This window comes from Limnohabitans sp. MMS-10A-178, assembly GCF_003063375.1.
In the GTDB taxonomy this organism is placed as follows: Bacteria; Pseudomonadota; Gammaproteobacteria; order Burkholderiales; family Burkholderiaceae_C; genus Limnohabitans_A.
Map to the genome: position 1 here is coordinate 141,540 of NZ_NERY01000004.1, position 14,786 is coordinate 156,325.

A 14,786-nucleotide genomic window follows, 5' to 3' on the forward strand; every position below is an offset into this window, starting at 1 on the left:
TTCAATGCCCCAAGATCTTGGATAAAAAGTCTTGGGCTCTGTCGGTTTGTGGCGAGTCAAAAAATTGCTGGGGCGGTGCTTGCTCAACCACCTGACCTTGGTCCATGAAGATCACACGGTCGGCCACCGCCTTGGCAAAGCCCATCTCGTGCGTCACGCACAACATGGTCATGCCTTGGCTCGTCAACTCAATCATCACGTCCAGCACTTCCTTGATCATCTCGGGGTCGAGGGCCGAAGTGGGCTCATCGAACAGCATGATCTTGGGTGTTAGGCACAGGGCACGGGCAATAGCTACGCGCTGCTGTTGGCCGCCAGACAATTGCAGGGGGTATTTGTTGGCATGCTCGGCAATGCGCACGCGTTCGAGTTGCACCATGGCTTTGTCGATGGCGTCCTTGCGCGGCATCTTGGCCACCCAGGTGGGTGACAAGATGAGGTTTTCCATCACCGTCAGGTGAGGGAACAGGTTGAACTGCTGAAACACCATGCCAACTTCGCGGCGCACTTGGTCGATGCCCTTGAGGTCATCGCCTAAAACCGTGCCGTCTACGGTGAGGGTGCCTTCTTGGTATTCCTCAAGGGCGTTGATACAGCGGATGAGGGTGGACTTGCCCGAGCCCGAGGGACCGCAAATAACCACTTTTTCGCCTTTGGCGAACTGCAGGTTGACATCGCGCAGCACGTGGTAACCATTGCTGGCATACCACTTGTTCACGCCTTTGAATTCAATGATGGGGGTTGCGTTGGAGGTCATAGGTCTCTTTCGTTCAGCGGACTTTACTCACGGCCGTGCGCTCTTCGATCCAGAGACTGTAGCGCGACATGGCAAAGCAGAACGCGAAATAAATGAAGGTGATGAAAAGGTAGGCTTCAATTTTGAAGGGGCGCCAGTCGGCGTCGGAGTTGAGCGCCAAGCCCAAAGCACCAGTGAGCTCATACAGCGACACAATGGTGACCAGCGAGGTGTCTTTGAACAGGCCAATGAAGGTGTTCATGATGGAAGGCACCACGGTGGCCAAAGCTTGTGGCAAGACGATCATTCGCTGGGTTTGCCAATAAGTTAGGCCCAAAGTAGCGGCCGCCTCGGTTTGGCCTTTAGGCAAAGCCTGCAAGCCGCCGCGAATGACTTCGGCCATATAAGCCGCCGAAAACAGCGTGATACCCACCACCACACGCACCAGCACGTCAATCTTCACGCCCTCGGGCATGAACAAGGGCAACATAAACGAGGCCATGAACAACACGGTAATGAGCGGCACGCCGCGAATTAGCTCTACATACAGGGTGCACAAAGCCTTGATGGCGGGCATATTAGAGCGACGGCCCAACGCCACAAAGATGGCCAGCGGGAACGCCAGCGTCATGGAGATCACAGTGAGCATGACCGTAAGCGGAAAGCCGCCCCACTGGTCGGTGTCTACCTCGGTGAGGCCCATCCAGCCGCCTTTCATGAGGATGAAATAAACCACCAGCATGAGGGCCCAGACCAAAGGCAAAGCCTTGTTCCAAAAACGCGGCATGCAACTGACCACCACCACGCCAAGCATGAGGGCAGTGGCAATCACCGGACGCCAATGCTCGGCCTCTGGGTATCGGCCCATCACAATTAGGCGCCCTTTTTCTGTAATCACACCCCAGCAAGCTCCTACGCCGCGCACGTCGTTGCAAGCCTGCAAGTTGGCGCCAAACACGGCTTGCACAAGAGCCCAGTCCATGGACGCCACCAGCGACCAGATGCCCAACGCCAGCAGCAACAAGGTCATCACGCTGTTGCTGGTGCTCGAAAACAAGTTGAAGCGGAGCCAAGCCAGTGGGCCGGCACTGCTGCCCGGCATGGGCCGAGCCTCGATGGATTTGAAAACTTGCATGTCAGCGCTCCTGGATAGCGGCACTGGCGTTGAACCAGTTCATGAGGGCCGAAGTGATGAGAGACAAGGTGAGGTACACCAGCATGACAATAGACAGCGCTTCGATGGCGCGGCCTGTTTGGTTAAGCGTGGTGTTGGCGATCGAGACCAATTCGGGGTAGCCAATGGCCACAGCGAGCGATGAGTTTTTGGTGAGGTTCAGGTACTGGCTGGTCAATGGCGGAATGATCACGCGCAATGCTTGTGGTAACACCACCAAGCGCATAGCTTGGTTTTTGCTCAGGCCCAAAGAAGCCGCAGCTTCGTGCTGCCCCAATGACACCGAAGCAATTCCCGAGCGCACCACTTCGGCAATGAAGGCGGCTGTGTAAAACACCAAGCCAAACAACAAGGCCATGAATTCAGGGCTAAAAGCACCGCCATCTTCAATTTGGAAATCGCCCACCTTGGGCAAATCCCACTCCATAGGTGCCCCCCCAGCCAGCCAGCCCAACACCGACAAACCCAGGGTAGCAGCCAGTGCCACCCACACAACAGGGCGCGGCTGACCAGTCAAATCGAAGTGTGCGCGCGCCAAGCGCCGGTAGTACAGCCCAAAAACCAGGCCCAAACCCGCACCCACCACGGCCAGTGTTTGCCCCAGCTGCCAAACGGGCCAAGGGAAAGAAATACCGTTTTTGCTCAGATAAAAATGACCGACATTCCAAGCACCGTCTAAATCGGGCAAAGCTTCGGCAAACACCAAATACCAAATTAGCAATTGCAAATAGACAGGCACGTTGCGGAAAAACTCAACATAGGCATAGCAGATTTTCTTGACCAAATAGTTGGCCGAAAATCGGCCAATGCCGATGAGCACGCCCACCACAGTGGCCAAGGCAATTCCGATGATGGCCACCTTGATGGTGTTGAGCATGCCGATGGCAAAAGCCACAAAGTAGGAGCTGTTGTGTGCGTATTCGATAACCGTTTCGCTGATGTCAAAGCCAAACGGTTGGAACAAAAAGTCGTATCCGCTCTGGATGCCACGCAAACGCATGTTGGCCAGAGTGTTGCGAACCAGCAAGGCGATGAGCGCAAACGCCGACAAAATGGCGACGATTTGGTAAATGACCGAACGCCCCTCACGGCTGCGCCACGAAATGGTCCGGTTTTTCTTGTCTGGTGAGGGCCGGGCCTCGATCATGGAAAAGTGGGACATGCTTGTTGCCTAAACTAAAACAGACTGACAAAAAATACGCCCCACAAAGGGGCGTATTCAATGCTTTCAAAGAGGCAGAAAAATCAACGCAGCGGTGCAGCGTACTGCAAGCCGCCCTGGCTCCACTGACGGTTCATGCCGCGCGGCAGGTTGATGGAGGTTTTGGGACCCACATTGCGCTCAAACATTTCGCCGTAGTTGCCGGTGACCTTGATGGCGCGCAACAGCCACTCTTTGTCCAAGCCCAAGTGCTTGCCCAAATCTTCAGTCACGCCTAGCAAACGACCCACTTGTGGATTGTCGCTGGTCTTCATTTGGTCGACGTTAGCTTGGGTAATGCCATACTCTTCGGCTTCAATCAAACCGGCCAACACCCACTTGTTGATGGCCAACCACTCGTCATCACCACGGCGTACCATGGGGCCCAGAGGCTCTTTGGAGACCAGGTCGGGCAAGATCACGTGGGCTGCAGGGTCTTTGGCTTCTTTGGCGCGCACAGAGGCCAAGCCCGATGCGTCGGTGGTGTAAGCCTGGCAACGGCCAGCAAAGTAAGCGCCGGTGGCAGCTTCAACTTTTTCAAACACCACAGGCTTCAGGTTGAGCTTGTTGGCGCGTGAGTAATCGGTCAAATTTTTCTCAGTAGTGGTGCCTGATTGCACGCAAACCGTAGCGCCCTTGAGCTGCTTGGCGCTGGTAATCTTGCCTTTAGGAACCATAAAGCCTTGGCCGTCGTAGTAGTTGGCACCCACAAAATGCAGGCCCAATGAAGCATCGCGGCTCAGGGTGCTGGTGGTGTTGCGAGCCAACACATCGATCTCACCAGACTGCAGGGCTGTGAAGCGCTGCTGGGCTGTCAAGGGCACGTATTTGACCTTGGTGGCGTCGCTCAGCACGGCTGCTGCCACCGCACGGCAGTGGTCCACGTCCAAACCAGACCAGTTGCCACTGGAATCAGCAGCTGAAAAACCTGCCAAGCCCGTGTTGACACCGCAGACGACTTGGCCACGTTGCTTGATTTGATCAAGCGTTTTGCCGGCCATGGCAGAGGTTGCAGCCATCAAGCCAGCAGCAGCCAGCACTGATCCGATCAAAGTACGTGTGTATTTCTTCATGAATAGAATCTTTCTAAATTTATGAGTAGCCAATTGCTACACGAATGATTACATGCCAAAACATCAAAACACCCCTACTCTGGAGCATTTTTAGGCTTTTGCAATACAAGGGATTCATCTTGACGACGCAACAAAAAAGTGCAGACCGACAAGATAGGTTTTCCAGTTTGCATAATTTATGCCAACTCAAACCCAGAACTCAAATATATTCAATATGAGGACAAGGTTGGATCAGGGTGTACCCTTAAGATTATTCAATGAATTCATGGCAAAACACGTATCCGAGACCCCAGCCACTCAATGGCTGAAGCAAAAAAAGATTGTTTACTCAGAGCACCCCTACGAGTATGTAGAGCATGGCGGCACGGCAGAGTCGTCTAAACAGCTGGGTGTGCCCGAGCACGAAGTGGTCAAAACACTGATCATGCAAGACGATCAAGGCAAAGGCTTGGTGGTTTTGATTCATGGCGATTGCAAAACCTCCACCAAAAACTTGGCACGGCAAATTGGCCGTAAATCTGTAGAGCCTTGCACGCCAGAGGCGGCGCAAAAGAACTCAGGCTATTTGGTGGGTGGCACGTCACCTTTTGGATTGCGCAAACCCATGCCCGTGTACATAGAGTCCAGCATTTTGGAATTGCCCAAAATTTGGATCAATGGCGGCAAACGTGGTTTTTTGGTGGGCATCGACCCCAAGGTTTTGACGACTGAGTTGGGTGCACAGCCTGTTCAATGTGCGTTGCCGGTGTGAAGTCGGTGTAGATGGGTAGGTGATTTGTGTTCATGGCTTTAAGACCATTCTATTTTTGGCGCCAGCCAAGACTTCTTTGTAGGCTTCCATGGCATGGGGCAAACCAATCATGTCGGCAGCTGCAACTGGAAAAGGCTTCAAAGTGCCATCTTCAAAACCTGGGCGAAGCTCGTCCAACAATTCGCAAGAACGCACGCAATCTAGGGCCAGTGTGTCGATGCCCACAAAGTTGTGCATGCCGCGGTAAAACTTGAACACATCAAAGGCCACCGTTTGTCCCTTGGTGGCAATGATGAAAATTTGGGTGGCGCCTTTGGCCATGATGGCGTGACCCACTTCCCAATACACTTTGTCGACGGTGTTGAAAACTAAGTTGGCGCCTTTGCCCTGCGTCAATTCCATGATGCGTGCAGTGGGTTCAGTGTGGGTGCTGTTGATGACTTCAACGGGGGCGCATGCAAAACCTTCTAATTGGTCTTGACGCTGAACAGCAATGACTTTGGCGCCGGCGCGCGCTGCAATTTGAACGGCAGCCTGGCCAACTTTGCCATTGGCGCCAAGCACCACCACGGTTTGGCCAGCTTTAACACCACCGGCTCGGCTATAGCCTTCACATGCAGTTACAAAGGGCACGCCCACTGCGCCAGCCTCTTCCATACTGATGCCCTTTGGCACTTGCTTCACTGCGGCTATAGGCAAAACCAAATAGCGTGCATGGCTGCCATTGCGCGTAATGCCAATGTCGCCACCAGAGCCCCAAACTGAAAGCCCCTTCAATGCCTCGGGGCCATCTACCACCAGGCCCGCGAAATCGCGCCCCGGAGTTCTTGGAAAAACTGCATGCGGCATGATGCCCAAAGTGGCTTTCACGTCGCTGGGGTTGACCGCTGCAGCCACCACCTGAACAAGCACTTCATGTGCGGCAATGGTGGGTTTGCTTTGCGATTGGCAATCTAGTTGCAGGGTGTCGATGCTGCTGCCTTTGGCCGCAACGTGAAGTGCAAATGAGGGTGTATTAGAACTCATGAAATTTGAACAGAAGTAGATGCATTAAGTTTATTTAGTGCATTAAGTGCATTAAGTGCATTAAGGAATGGGTGGCATTGGAAAATGCATTTCACCCGCCTGCAAAACAAAGTCGTACTCAAGTGAGTAGCCTACCTCGCCAGGGGCAGTGCGCTTTTTGAATTTGCCAACCAAGCTTTCCACCACGGAGAAAGTGACATCGGTGTGCAGTCGGTGATCGTCGTCTGCAAACACTTGGGTAATTAACACCTGGTAGCCTGGTTTGGAAATCATGTAGTGCACATGCGCAGGGCGATAGGGGTCGCGCCTTTGTGCGCGCAGCAAATCGCCACAGGGGCCGTCGACTGGCACGGGGTAGCCAGAGGGGCGCACCGATTTGAAACTGAACTTGCCGGTGGCATCGGTTTTGAAGCGGCCACGCAAATTCATGTCGGGCTGCTCTTCGTCTTGGTTTTCGTAAAAGCCCAGAGGGGAGGCTTGCCACACATCCACTTCGGCGCCTTCAATAGGCTGGCCTTGTGCATCGCGCACATGGCCAGTCACTTCAAACAATTGATCGGTTTGCTTGGATTCTGGGCCGTGCGAGATGTTGCCACCCGACTCATAGACGGGTGCGTTTTTACGCCAAAAGGGTCCCAACAGCGCTGACTCGGTTTGATACTGACCTGCCTTTTCTGCGCGCTTCACATTGTTGATGAGCGTGATGAGGGTGGAGGCACCCAAAATATCGGAAGCCAAAATGACTTCGTTCTTTTTCTCGCTGGTGTTTTTTCCAAGGCCTACCAAAAACTCACAGCCTTTTTCGAACTCAGCATCGGAAGGCTCAACCTCGCGAACAAAGGCGTGAAGGTGTTTGACAAGCGATTGCATCACCTCACGCAGACGAGGGTCGGGCGTTTTTTCAAATACCTCCAAAACCTGCGCGGTGATGTTTTCTTGAGTTACAAAGGTCATCTAAAACTCCAAACGGGCGTGAGCAAAATTTTGCATTGATGATGATTATCAAGTTATTTGTATTTGGCTTCCAGAGCGTCAAACAATGGTTTTTGAACCAATGCTTGGCGTTCGGCAAAAGTGGCCACCACACTTGCGTCTTCTTGCAATTGGCCCTGATTTTTTAGCAGGGTGAGGGCTTGAGTCATGCCTCGAACAGCGCCTTGAAGCGCGGCGTTGGCATAGAGCACCAAGCCAAACCCCATTTCAGCCAACACGGGCTGCGCCAAAGCAGGGGTTTTGCCGCCAATGACCACATTGACAATTTGCGGACAACTCAGCTCTTTGGCAATGCGCTGCATTTCCTCGATGCTTTCAGGTGCTTCCACAAACGTCATGTCAGCACCATGTTCTGCATAGGCCGCGGCTCGATCTAGCGCTTCATTGATGCCCAACACTGCGCGTGCATCGGTGCGAGCAATGATTAAGAAATCTGAGTGCTGACGTGCATCGACAGCTGCCTTGATTTTGCCAATCATCTCCTCTGCTGAAACAACTGCTTTGCCTGCAAAGTGACCACACTTTTTGGGCATCAGTTGATCTTCAAGTTGAATTGCATTGGCACCCGAACGTTCTAAGGTGCGCACAGTTTGGCGCACATTCAGTGCGTTGCCAAAGCCTGTGTCGGCATCGACAATGATGGGCAATTCAACGGCATCTCTGGTGGCGGCAGTGTGCTGGGCTAAGTCGCTTAAGCCAATAAAGCCCAAGTCGGGAATGCCATAAAAGGTATTGGTAATGCCTGCGCCGCTGAGGTAGACGGCTTCAAATCCAACCTGTTGAATAACTCTTGCGGCCAATGCGTTGGCAGCACCGGCGACCAACAGGCCGTTTTTGGCATTCACTTTTTGCCTAAGCAAAGTGCCAGGGTGTAGGCTCTGAGATAAAGAAGTCACTTAATCTTCTTTCATGCCAGCGGCGCGAATGATGTTGCCCAACTTGGCGCGCTCTGCATTCACAAATTCATTGAAGCTGGCGCGTGTGCCACCCACGGGTTCAATGCCCATGGCTTTGAGTCGATCGGTAATGGCGGGATTTTTCATGGCGGCATCGACGGCTGAAGCCAGCTTGTCCATGATTTCTGGTGGCACACCCACGGGTGCATGAATGCCTGCCCAATGTGCAATCTGAATTTCAGGAAAACCCAGCTCGGCTGTGGTGGGCAGGTCGGGCGCTGCAGACATGCGCTTGGTCCAGGTGGTGGCCAAAGCCCTGAACTTGCCGCCCGCTTGTGTATGCGGCAACGACACAATACTGGCTTCAGATGTGCCCTCTACTTGCCCACTCATGACTGCAGTTGAGCCTTCAGAGCCACTCTTGTAAGGGACTGGAATGAGCTTGGTGCCGTAATGCATGTTCATCATTTCGGACACAAAGTGCGGGGTGCTGCCAGTGCCCGCTGTGGCGAAATGTGCGCCTTGACCTTGCTTGGCAAACTCAATGAACTCTTTCAAATTATTGTGCTTAGATTTGGACGAAGTGACGATGATGGAAGGAGCCAAACCAATCATGACCACGGGCACCAACTCATTGTCTTTGTAGGGCGCAGACTTTTTGATCATGGTGTTGGATATAACACCCGCAGCACTGATTAAAAATGTGTAGCCATCGGGCGCACTTTTAATGCCCAGCATGGTGCCCAACGTACCGCCTGCGCCTGGCCTGTTGTCAATGACCACTGGCTGGCCCAATACCTTGGAGGCGCCTTCGGCAGCTGCGCGAGCCAGCAAATCGTTGGCACCACCAGCGGCAAAAGGAACGATGAACTTGACGGTTTTGTTGGGCCAGTTGGCTGCCGCGTTGGTCGTTTGAGCCAAGCTGTTCAAGCTGAGTCCACAAACTAGGGTGAAGGCAAGGCTTGTTGCAGATTTTTGCAAGATGGATCTGCGGGCGACTTGTAAATGATTCATGCTGTCTCCTTCAATTTTTATCGTGAGTTTGAATGGCATTGTAATTTTGACCCATTCGGTGATGTCGTGTTGTGAGAATTTGGAATCAGTGTGGTGCCTTAGAGCGCTCTGATCGAAGGATGAGCAAGCCCGAAATAACCAATAGAAAAATACCAGCCCAGGCAAGCGTGTTGGGCACTTCATCCCACACCACATAGCCAATGAGCAGTGCAAACAACAAACCACTGTAGCGAAACGGTGCCACCAAACTCATTTCGCCAGAGCGCATGGCCACTATCAAAAAATAGTAGGCTACAGAAAGAAACACCGAGGCGCAGAACAGCAAAGCCAGCGAAGTGTTGTCAACGGGCACCCAGGTTTGAGTGAGTGTGATGCCGCCCGCGCCCAATGCCACTGACACGGCGGTGGACAAGCTAATGAGAAGTGCGGGCACATGCAGGCCAATGCCCCGAGTGAGTGTGTCGCGTGTTGCATGAAGCAAAGTGGCCAGCACTGCAATCCAAGCGTACACATTGAAACCCTCAGAGCTGGGTTGAACCACCATGAGCACGCCAGTGAAGCCTAACAAAATGAGTCCGCCGCGAACAACAGTGACACGCTCTTTGAAGAAAAAGATGGCAAACACAGTGATGAACAAAGGGGATGCCAAATTGATGGCCGTTGCATTGCCCAGTGGCAAGTGGAAAACCGCTGTGAGATAAGTGAGAGACGCTGCGGCATCGACAACACCGCGAAGCCACAACTTGGCGTTGAGCATAAGACGCCAGTTTTTGAGATGACCCATGGCTTGGGCCATGATGAGCACCAAAGTGGTGGCCATCAGGCCGCGTATGAAAATGAGCTGGTGGCCTGGTAATGTGGCGCTAACCTGCTTCACTAGCGCATCGTTGGCAATGAAAAGCGCCATGGCCAGACTCATGGCCAAAATACCGCGGCGATTGTCAGCGTCCATGCAGACCTTCCTGGTGACCACGACAAGATCATGAAAAAAGCCCCCTGTGCATGCACGGGGGGCTCTAAGTTTGGTGGCTCTTCACGGATTCGAACCGCGGACCTGTGGATTATGATTCCATCGCTCTAACCGACTGAGCTAAAGAGCCTGAGCCAAAGATTGTAGCAAACGATTTGGTGAGATTGTTAGAACTTTTGAATAAAGTTTGGGACCTTGTCATTTAGATTGAAGCTCGCTTTTCTCGCGGCTAGGCAAAAACCGTTGTTCTAAGTTGAGTTCAGCGTGGGGATCGTGCTTGTGGGTGCGTTGAGAAAAAACGCTTGACTATATCAACTTTATCAATCAAACTTTTACGAATGTTCACTGACTTGTTAAACGCAATCGCTTTTGCTAATGCTTCTACGGCAGGTCAAGTCACGTCTACGCAACTAATGATGGAAATGTTATAGGCGGACTTAGTGAACTAAAGGCAATACAAAATGCCACCCCACAAAGCCCGCTTACTCAGCGGGCTTTTTTGTTGTCCAAAACTTACCCAAAGGATGATTGATATGAGTGATTTGAAGTTTTCTATTCGCAGAGCAGAACCTAATGATGCCGCAGGCTGCTGTGAATTGATGAGAAATGAAGATGTCTTCGCAGGATTGCTTCAGTTGCCATACCCAACAGAAACAGCTTGGCGTGAAAGGCTTTCAAGTAAATCAAATGAGGGCGACATTCTGTTGGTAGCTGTTGATAACGGTGAGGTTATTGGGCAGATAAGTTTGTTTGGAAATACACAAATGCGTAGAAGACACGCCGCAATGTTTGGACTCGCAGTGATTGGACACGCGCAGAACAAAGGTGTGGGCTCAGCATTGATGAAGGCAATGATTGACTACGCTGATAGGTGGACAACATTTCTACGCATTGAACTAACCGTCTATGCTGATAATGCGAATGCTATAGCTTTATATAAAAAGTTTGGTTTTGAGCACGAAGGCTTGCTACGCAAATATTCGCTGAGAAATGGACGCTTTGAAGATGTGGTTTCTATGGCTCGTTTCAATCCAAATCAGGCAATCGTTAGATGAAATGGCAAACTCTATGGAACTCATAACGCCATCTGTTGAAATTAGTGAAAGTTTTTTTGAGGCTTTGGAAAAAGGCTACGTGGATAAGTCGCGCGGAAAAATTACAACCGACAAAGACATAAACATCATCAAAAATGACTTCTCTGCTTTCGTGCGTACTTTTGATGATTTAGAAGCATCAGCAGATTTGATTGCTTTGCCTAATGGGGACAAAGTTGAACGCTTACCAAGCATTACAAGATGGATTTGGGATGAAGGATTCTCAGGTTCAATCTCATTGCGATGGCAGAAAGGCACAACTGACTTGCCCTACTATTGTTTAGGGCACATAGGGTATGAAGTTGTGGAGTGGAAAAGAGATAAAGGGTTGGCAACTTTCGCATTGAAGTCAATGTGTGAAACTGCTCAAAGTATGAAAATGCCGTTTGTAGAAGTCGTCACGGACATTGAAAATAAAAAGTCACAAAGAGTGATTGAGAAATCTAATGGGCGTTTGATTGAGACATTTACAAAACCAAAGCATTTGGATCAAACGCTTTCAAATCGTTATCGTATCTTTTTGTAAAGTTTGGGGTCCTGAAGGGTGCAACCCATTTTTACCCACTGCGCACAGATTGTTGAGTCAGGTTTGGTTTCGGCGGGAGAACCGTGTTGCTAGGTTGAACTGGTTGGCAAGGGTTGTTTTACACGACAGTTGGTGGTGTGGTTGATGGTAGAAATGAAAAAGCTAGACGAATGCTTGGATTTCTTTATAAATTCAGTTAGTTAATCAGTTAAAGACTCCACATCAATTTGCCGCCCACTAGCTGCAAACACTTCCTTACCTGCCTTGTTAAGCAACCGAATATTTAACAATCTGACCGGAACAGCATATCTAATATCGGTCACATCAATCGGACGGTCGAAGGTAGGCTTTGTTTTATCTTCGTTCTTGATCAAGAATGGGTTGTCTTTGGCAAGTGGGTAACGAGGATCGAAAACGACTTCCATAACAATCTTTCCCGTTTCAAGAATTTCTTTGGCATCGCCACGATTAAACGGAGTCGAGAATCGTTGCCTTGAGTCTGCACCGTAATCTTTTGTAGCCTGACTCAATATCGCAAAACCGTATCTAGTTATACCCATTTCAACTACCTCAATAGAAGCCCCAAGTCTATTTTTAGCCGTATAGGTTTTTAACTTGTGATCCATTGATTCAATTTGAATGAATGAGTTATGAAGCCATTTCAAACCTTCTTTTCCACCAGAGTTAATCCAAACTAAATCACGGCTTATGGAGGGAAGAGAAATCCTAATTACCTCTGAATCTGGGTCAAAATAAACTAACTTCTCTTTTTTATTTTGAGGGTTATCTATGTCAAAGCTAATCTTGTAGCCTCTTCCCTTTTTGAATTGGTCTGAATATGCTTGTTTTCTTAGCTCGTATTCGGCTTTTGACTCAAAGTCACCCTTGCTTAGCTTTTCCCCTTGCATAGCTTTGATATCAGCCAAAAATGAATTTTTGTCTCCAAAAACTACCGGTATTGCTTGCTCGGCTTTTTTTTCAGGCGCTGTAATCACGGGAGAAGGCTGTACAACAGAGGAAGGGGTGCTACTTTCAGAAGGTACTTTACTTAGCACTAACCCATCGTTTTTACTGCTGCTAGCAAGTTCTGTAGAAGTAACACTGAGTGGAATAATGCGAACTTTGGAGCGAGCATCACATCTACCAATCTGTCGATCACGAAGAATCTTTTCAATTTGTTGTTCTGTTTTTGGTTTTAAAAGTGGGTGGTTGTATGCGCTGCATAGATCGGCATCGCTTTGTGAAGACAAAAGAACAACTCTGTCGTAGTCGATCATTTCTTCGATATTTTTTGACTGTATTGCTCCGCACGATGCAAGAAATACAGAAATAAAGCCCACCCCCAGCCTTTTTATCGACTGCTTAATGTTTTCTTTATTCAAACCAGTAGCCATATTTGTCTCCTTTACGCAATGGTTTTACAGCATTTCTCTGAACTGTCTTTCGCTGTATTTCAATGCCGTGAACTTAAATTCCACATTATTCAAAACACAAAATATCATCTAACAAATATATTAAATGTAGAGGATTGAATGGTACCTTCGTAAAGAAGGTAACGTGTTGTTATCCAAATAACTAGAAACTGCTTTCCTCTGGCTCGCCTATGGCAATTAAAACTGAGCCAAGTTGCATCCAATTTTGAGACACGCTAATTGCACACATCTCTTAAATTCTAAGCAAAATAATCACACAGAGTTGACCATCAACGGAACAATTTTGGACAAAGGCGCAAAGAGTGCCTTTGTTCAATTCGGAACATTTACTGAGCAAAGCCATCCCTGAGCTTGTTGGCGGCGGCATCAATCTGTGTGTCCAGTTCCCCGTTGAGCACGGCAGTTTTGATCAGCTCCAGTGTGGGCACCAAGTCTTTCTCACTGCCAACTTCCACTGCCACTTTGCCCTTGGCTAGTTCCAGCACCTTGGTGCCATAGCGTACTGATAAAGCAAGTTTGCCTGTGTCGGTGACAAACCACCAAGGCTTTACTCGCTTGGGCGTTTCTACTTGACGGCGTATGCCAGTATCCTGTTCCACGATACTTCGAAACTTGACAGGGGCAAATGTAGTTCCACCTGCTTGCGCTCGGGCTAACTCGCATTGCTCCCATAAACGAAGAACTAACTTGTTACGACGAAGTTGGATGGATGGGACACTAGTGGGTTTAACAGCTGCGCTGAGTTTGAGTGTTGATAGAGTTGCCATATACTTTTCCTTTCAATGTTGATAAAGCACAGACAATTTTGTGATCTGCTGGCGCTGGTGAGCAACCAATATCCGTCCATTTTGACTGGTTGATATTGCCTAAGTAGCACGAGAAGCTATAAGTCCTAGGCACCTTTCTTAACTTAAATTGACTGAAGTTTTGCCATCGACTTCTGAATTCCAGCCAATCGCTTTTGCTGCTTCGTCACCTTAAGTCTGTTAGCTGCTTGATCTGCTCGTTGCTTTAGTGCGTCAGCCTGAAGCTCTTCGGGTGATTTGGGTTTTGTTGAGGTAATTTCACTTAAGCGCATATTTGACTATCAGCAAATAACAATTGGTGGTGCTGTGTAATTGTTGTCGCTTTCCATATAGACTTTTGCGATCGAGCGAATGACAAGTTTTCTTACTGCTTCATTTTGCGAGTCTATTCTTTGAACTCTTTTTACGATTTCTTGAGCAATCATTGATTGAAGTTCTGTAATCTTTTTATTTGGACTTGTTGAATTTTTATGCTCAAGTATTTCAGATAGAAAAAGTAGGCTGTTTGTTGGGATGTCTAAGTTTTGTGAACTGACACTTCCATAATAGCCTTCACTTTTCCCTAAATATCTACTGAATTTTCTGGCTGTTACTTCAGGTAAAGCCATTGATGTCATTTCGAATAGTTGTTTTGTAAAGCTCATAGTTGTCTCCTGTATAAAGTATTTATATGCCTAGCTAAAGCTAGTCGCGATACAGATTTCTCTTCGAGCAAATCCATATCGCATTTATTTCTTTCAAACTGAAATGATCGAATTGAAGTGAAGTGAAGTGAAGTGAAATAACATTTAGATGTCATTCACTAGGAAGCATAGATGCCACGCTAAAAAAGCGCGGCGACATTCACTGAGGTATTCATAGCTACATATACACAACTTGATTGAACAAGAAAGGCAGGTTTTGCGATCTCCTTTTATGTGCGTGTCCTTACGCAAGCAGCAGAATTCCTATGTAGTCAGATGTTTCTGTGCCTTGTGGGTTACTCTTTCGAGTGTGGCTTCCCACTCACTTTTGATTGAGCCGTATGTGGCTCTTTCACAACTATTAAGACATCACAAATGTTACATCCTGAGACGGAGTCATTTAAGCATCC

At 49.2% G+C, this 14,786-nt stretch carries 15 protein-coding genes and 1 tRNA gene; 3 read left to right on the forward strand and 13 right to left on the reverse strand.

Annotation, left to right across the window (positions count from 1 at the left end):
• Position 1 precedes the first annotated feature (1 nt).
• The 4 genes from B9Z32_RS13855 to B9Z32_RS13870 all read right to left on the reverse strand — a co-directional run bounded on the left by B9Z32_RS13855 (position 2) and on the right by B9Z32_RS13870 (position 4,184).
• The gene (locus B9Z32_RS13855) at positions 2–757 is read right to left on the reverse strand and encodes an amino acid ABC transporter ATP-binding protein (RefSeq protein ID WP_108422020.1); all 756 of its coding nucleotides are present in this window, start codon (positions 755–757) and stop codon (positions 2–4) included.
• A 13-nt stretch (positions 758–770) separates the two neighbouring features.
• Positions 771–1,871, reverse strand: a complete 1,101-nt coding sequence (locus B9Z32_RS13860; RefSeq protein ID WP_369909976.1) for an amino acid ABC transporter permease — start codon at positions 1,869–1,871, stop codon at positions 771–773.
• A gap of 1 nt (position 1,872) precedes the next feature.
• Entirely contained in the window at positions 1,873–3,072 is a 1,200-nt protein-coding gene (locus tag B9Z32_RS13865; RefSeq protein WP_233248333.1) for an amino acid ABC transporter permease, read from the reverse strand.
• Positions 3,073–3,155: 83 nt separating this feature from the next.
• Positions 3,156–4,184: an amino acid ABC transporter substrate-binding protein gene (locus tag B9Z32_RS13870; RefSeq protein WP_108422022.1), complete on the reverse strand. Its 1,029-nt coding sequence runs from the start codon at positions 4,182–4,184 to the stop codon at positions 3,156–3,158.
• A gap of 265 nt (positions 4,185–4,449) precedes the next feature.
• Here B9Z32_RS13870 and B9Z32_RS13875 point away from each other — a divergent pair, with 265 nt between their 5' ends.
• Entirely contained in the window at positions 4,450–4,935 is a 486-nt protein-coding gene (locus B9Z32_RS13875; RefSeq protein WP_108422023.1) for an aminoacyl-tRNA deacylase, read from the forward strand.
• A 30-nt stretch (positions 4,936–4,965) separates the two neighbouring features.
• Here B9Z32_RS13875 and B9Z32_RS13880 read toward each other — a convergent pair whose 3' ends face one another.
• The 6 genes from B9Z32_RS13880 to B9Z32_RS13905 form a co-directional block, all read right to left on the reverse strand.
• Positions 4,966–5,961, reverse strand: a complete 996-nt coding sequence (locus B9Z32_RS13880) for a zinc-binding alcohol dehydrogenase family protein (protein WP_108422024.1) — start codon at positions 5,959–5,961, stop codon at positions 4,966–4,968.
• Positions 5,962–6,021: 60 nt separating this feature from the next.
• Entirely contained in the window at positions 6,022–6,915 is an 894-nt protein-coding gene (locus B9Z32_RS13885; RefSeq protein ID WP_108422025.1) for a dioxygenase, read from the reverse strand.
• A gap of 53 nt (positions 6,916–6,968) precedes the next feature.
• Positions 6,969–7,850, reverse strand: coding sequence for an oxaloacetate decarboxylase (locus B9Z32_RS13890; RefSeq protein ID WP_108422026.1), 882 nt, complete (start codon positions 7,848–7,850; stop codon positions 6,969–6,971).
• Positions 7,851–8,864: a tripartite tricarboxylate transporter substrate binding protein gene (locus tag B9Z32_RS13895; RefSeq protein ID WP_108422027.1), complete on the reverse strand. Its 1,014-nt coding sequence runs from the start codon at positions 8,862–8,864 to the stop codon at positions 7,851–7,853.
• A gap of 85 nt (positions 8,865–8,949) precedes the next feature.
• A complete protein-coding gene (locus tag B9Z32_RS13900) occupies positions 8,950–9,816 on the reverse strand; it encodes a DMT family transporter (protein ID WP_108422028.1) in 867 nt (288 codons plus the stop codon).
• A gap of 71 nt (positions 9,817–9,887) precedes the next feature.
• Positions 9,888–9,964, reverse strand: a tRNA-Met gene (locus B9Z32_RS13905).
• A 403-nt stretch (positions 9,965–10,367) separates the two neighbouring features.
• Between B9Z32_RS13905 and B9Z32_RS13910 the strand changes: the two genes are divergently transcribed.
• Both B9Z32_RS13910 and B9Z32_RS13915 read left to right on the forward strand, forming a co-directional pair.
• The gene (locus B9Z32_RS13910; RefSeq protein WP_158268230.1) at positions 10,368–10,889 is read left to right on the forward strand and encodes a GNAT family N-acetyltransferase; all 522 of its coding nucleotides are present in this window, start codon (positions 10,368–10,370) and stop codon (positions 10,887–10,889) included.
• 13 nt (positions 10,890–10,902) lie between these two features.
• On the forward strand, positions 10,903–11,454 hold the full coding sequence (locus B9Z32_RS13915) for a GNAT family N-acetyltransferase (RefSeq protein WP_158268231.1): 552 nt from the start codon (positions 10,903–10,905) through the stop codon (positions 11,452–11,454).
• 200 nt (positions 11,455–11,654) lie between these two features.
• On the opposite strand, the gene B9Z32_RS13920 is transcribed toward B9Z32_RS13915, so the two are convergent.
• From B9Z32_RS13920 to B9Z32_RS14115, 3 genes are all read right to left on the reverse strand, one after another.
• Positions 11,655–12,848, reverse strand: coding sequence for a hypothetical protein (locus B9Z32_RS13920; protein WP_108422031.1), 1,194 nt, complete (start codon positions 12,846–12,848; stop codon positions 11,655–11,657).
• Positions 12,849–13,213: 365 nt separating this feature from the next.
• Positions 13,214–13,654 carry a DUF6641 family protein gene (locus B9Z32_RS13925; RefSeq protein WP_108422032.1) on the reverse strand — a complete coding sequence of 147 codons (441 nt, stop codon included), beginning with the start codon at positions 13,652–13,654 and terminating at the stop codon, positions 13,214–13,216.
• Positions 13,655–13,974: 320 nt separating this feature from the next.
• Complete coding sequence (locus tag B9Z32_RS14115) at positions 13,975–14,337, reverse strand: hypothetical protein (RefSeq protein ID WP_146179500.1); 363 nt, start codon at positions 14,335–14,337, stop codon at positions 13,975–13,977.
• Positions 14,338–14,786 lie beyond the last annotated feature (449 nt).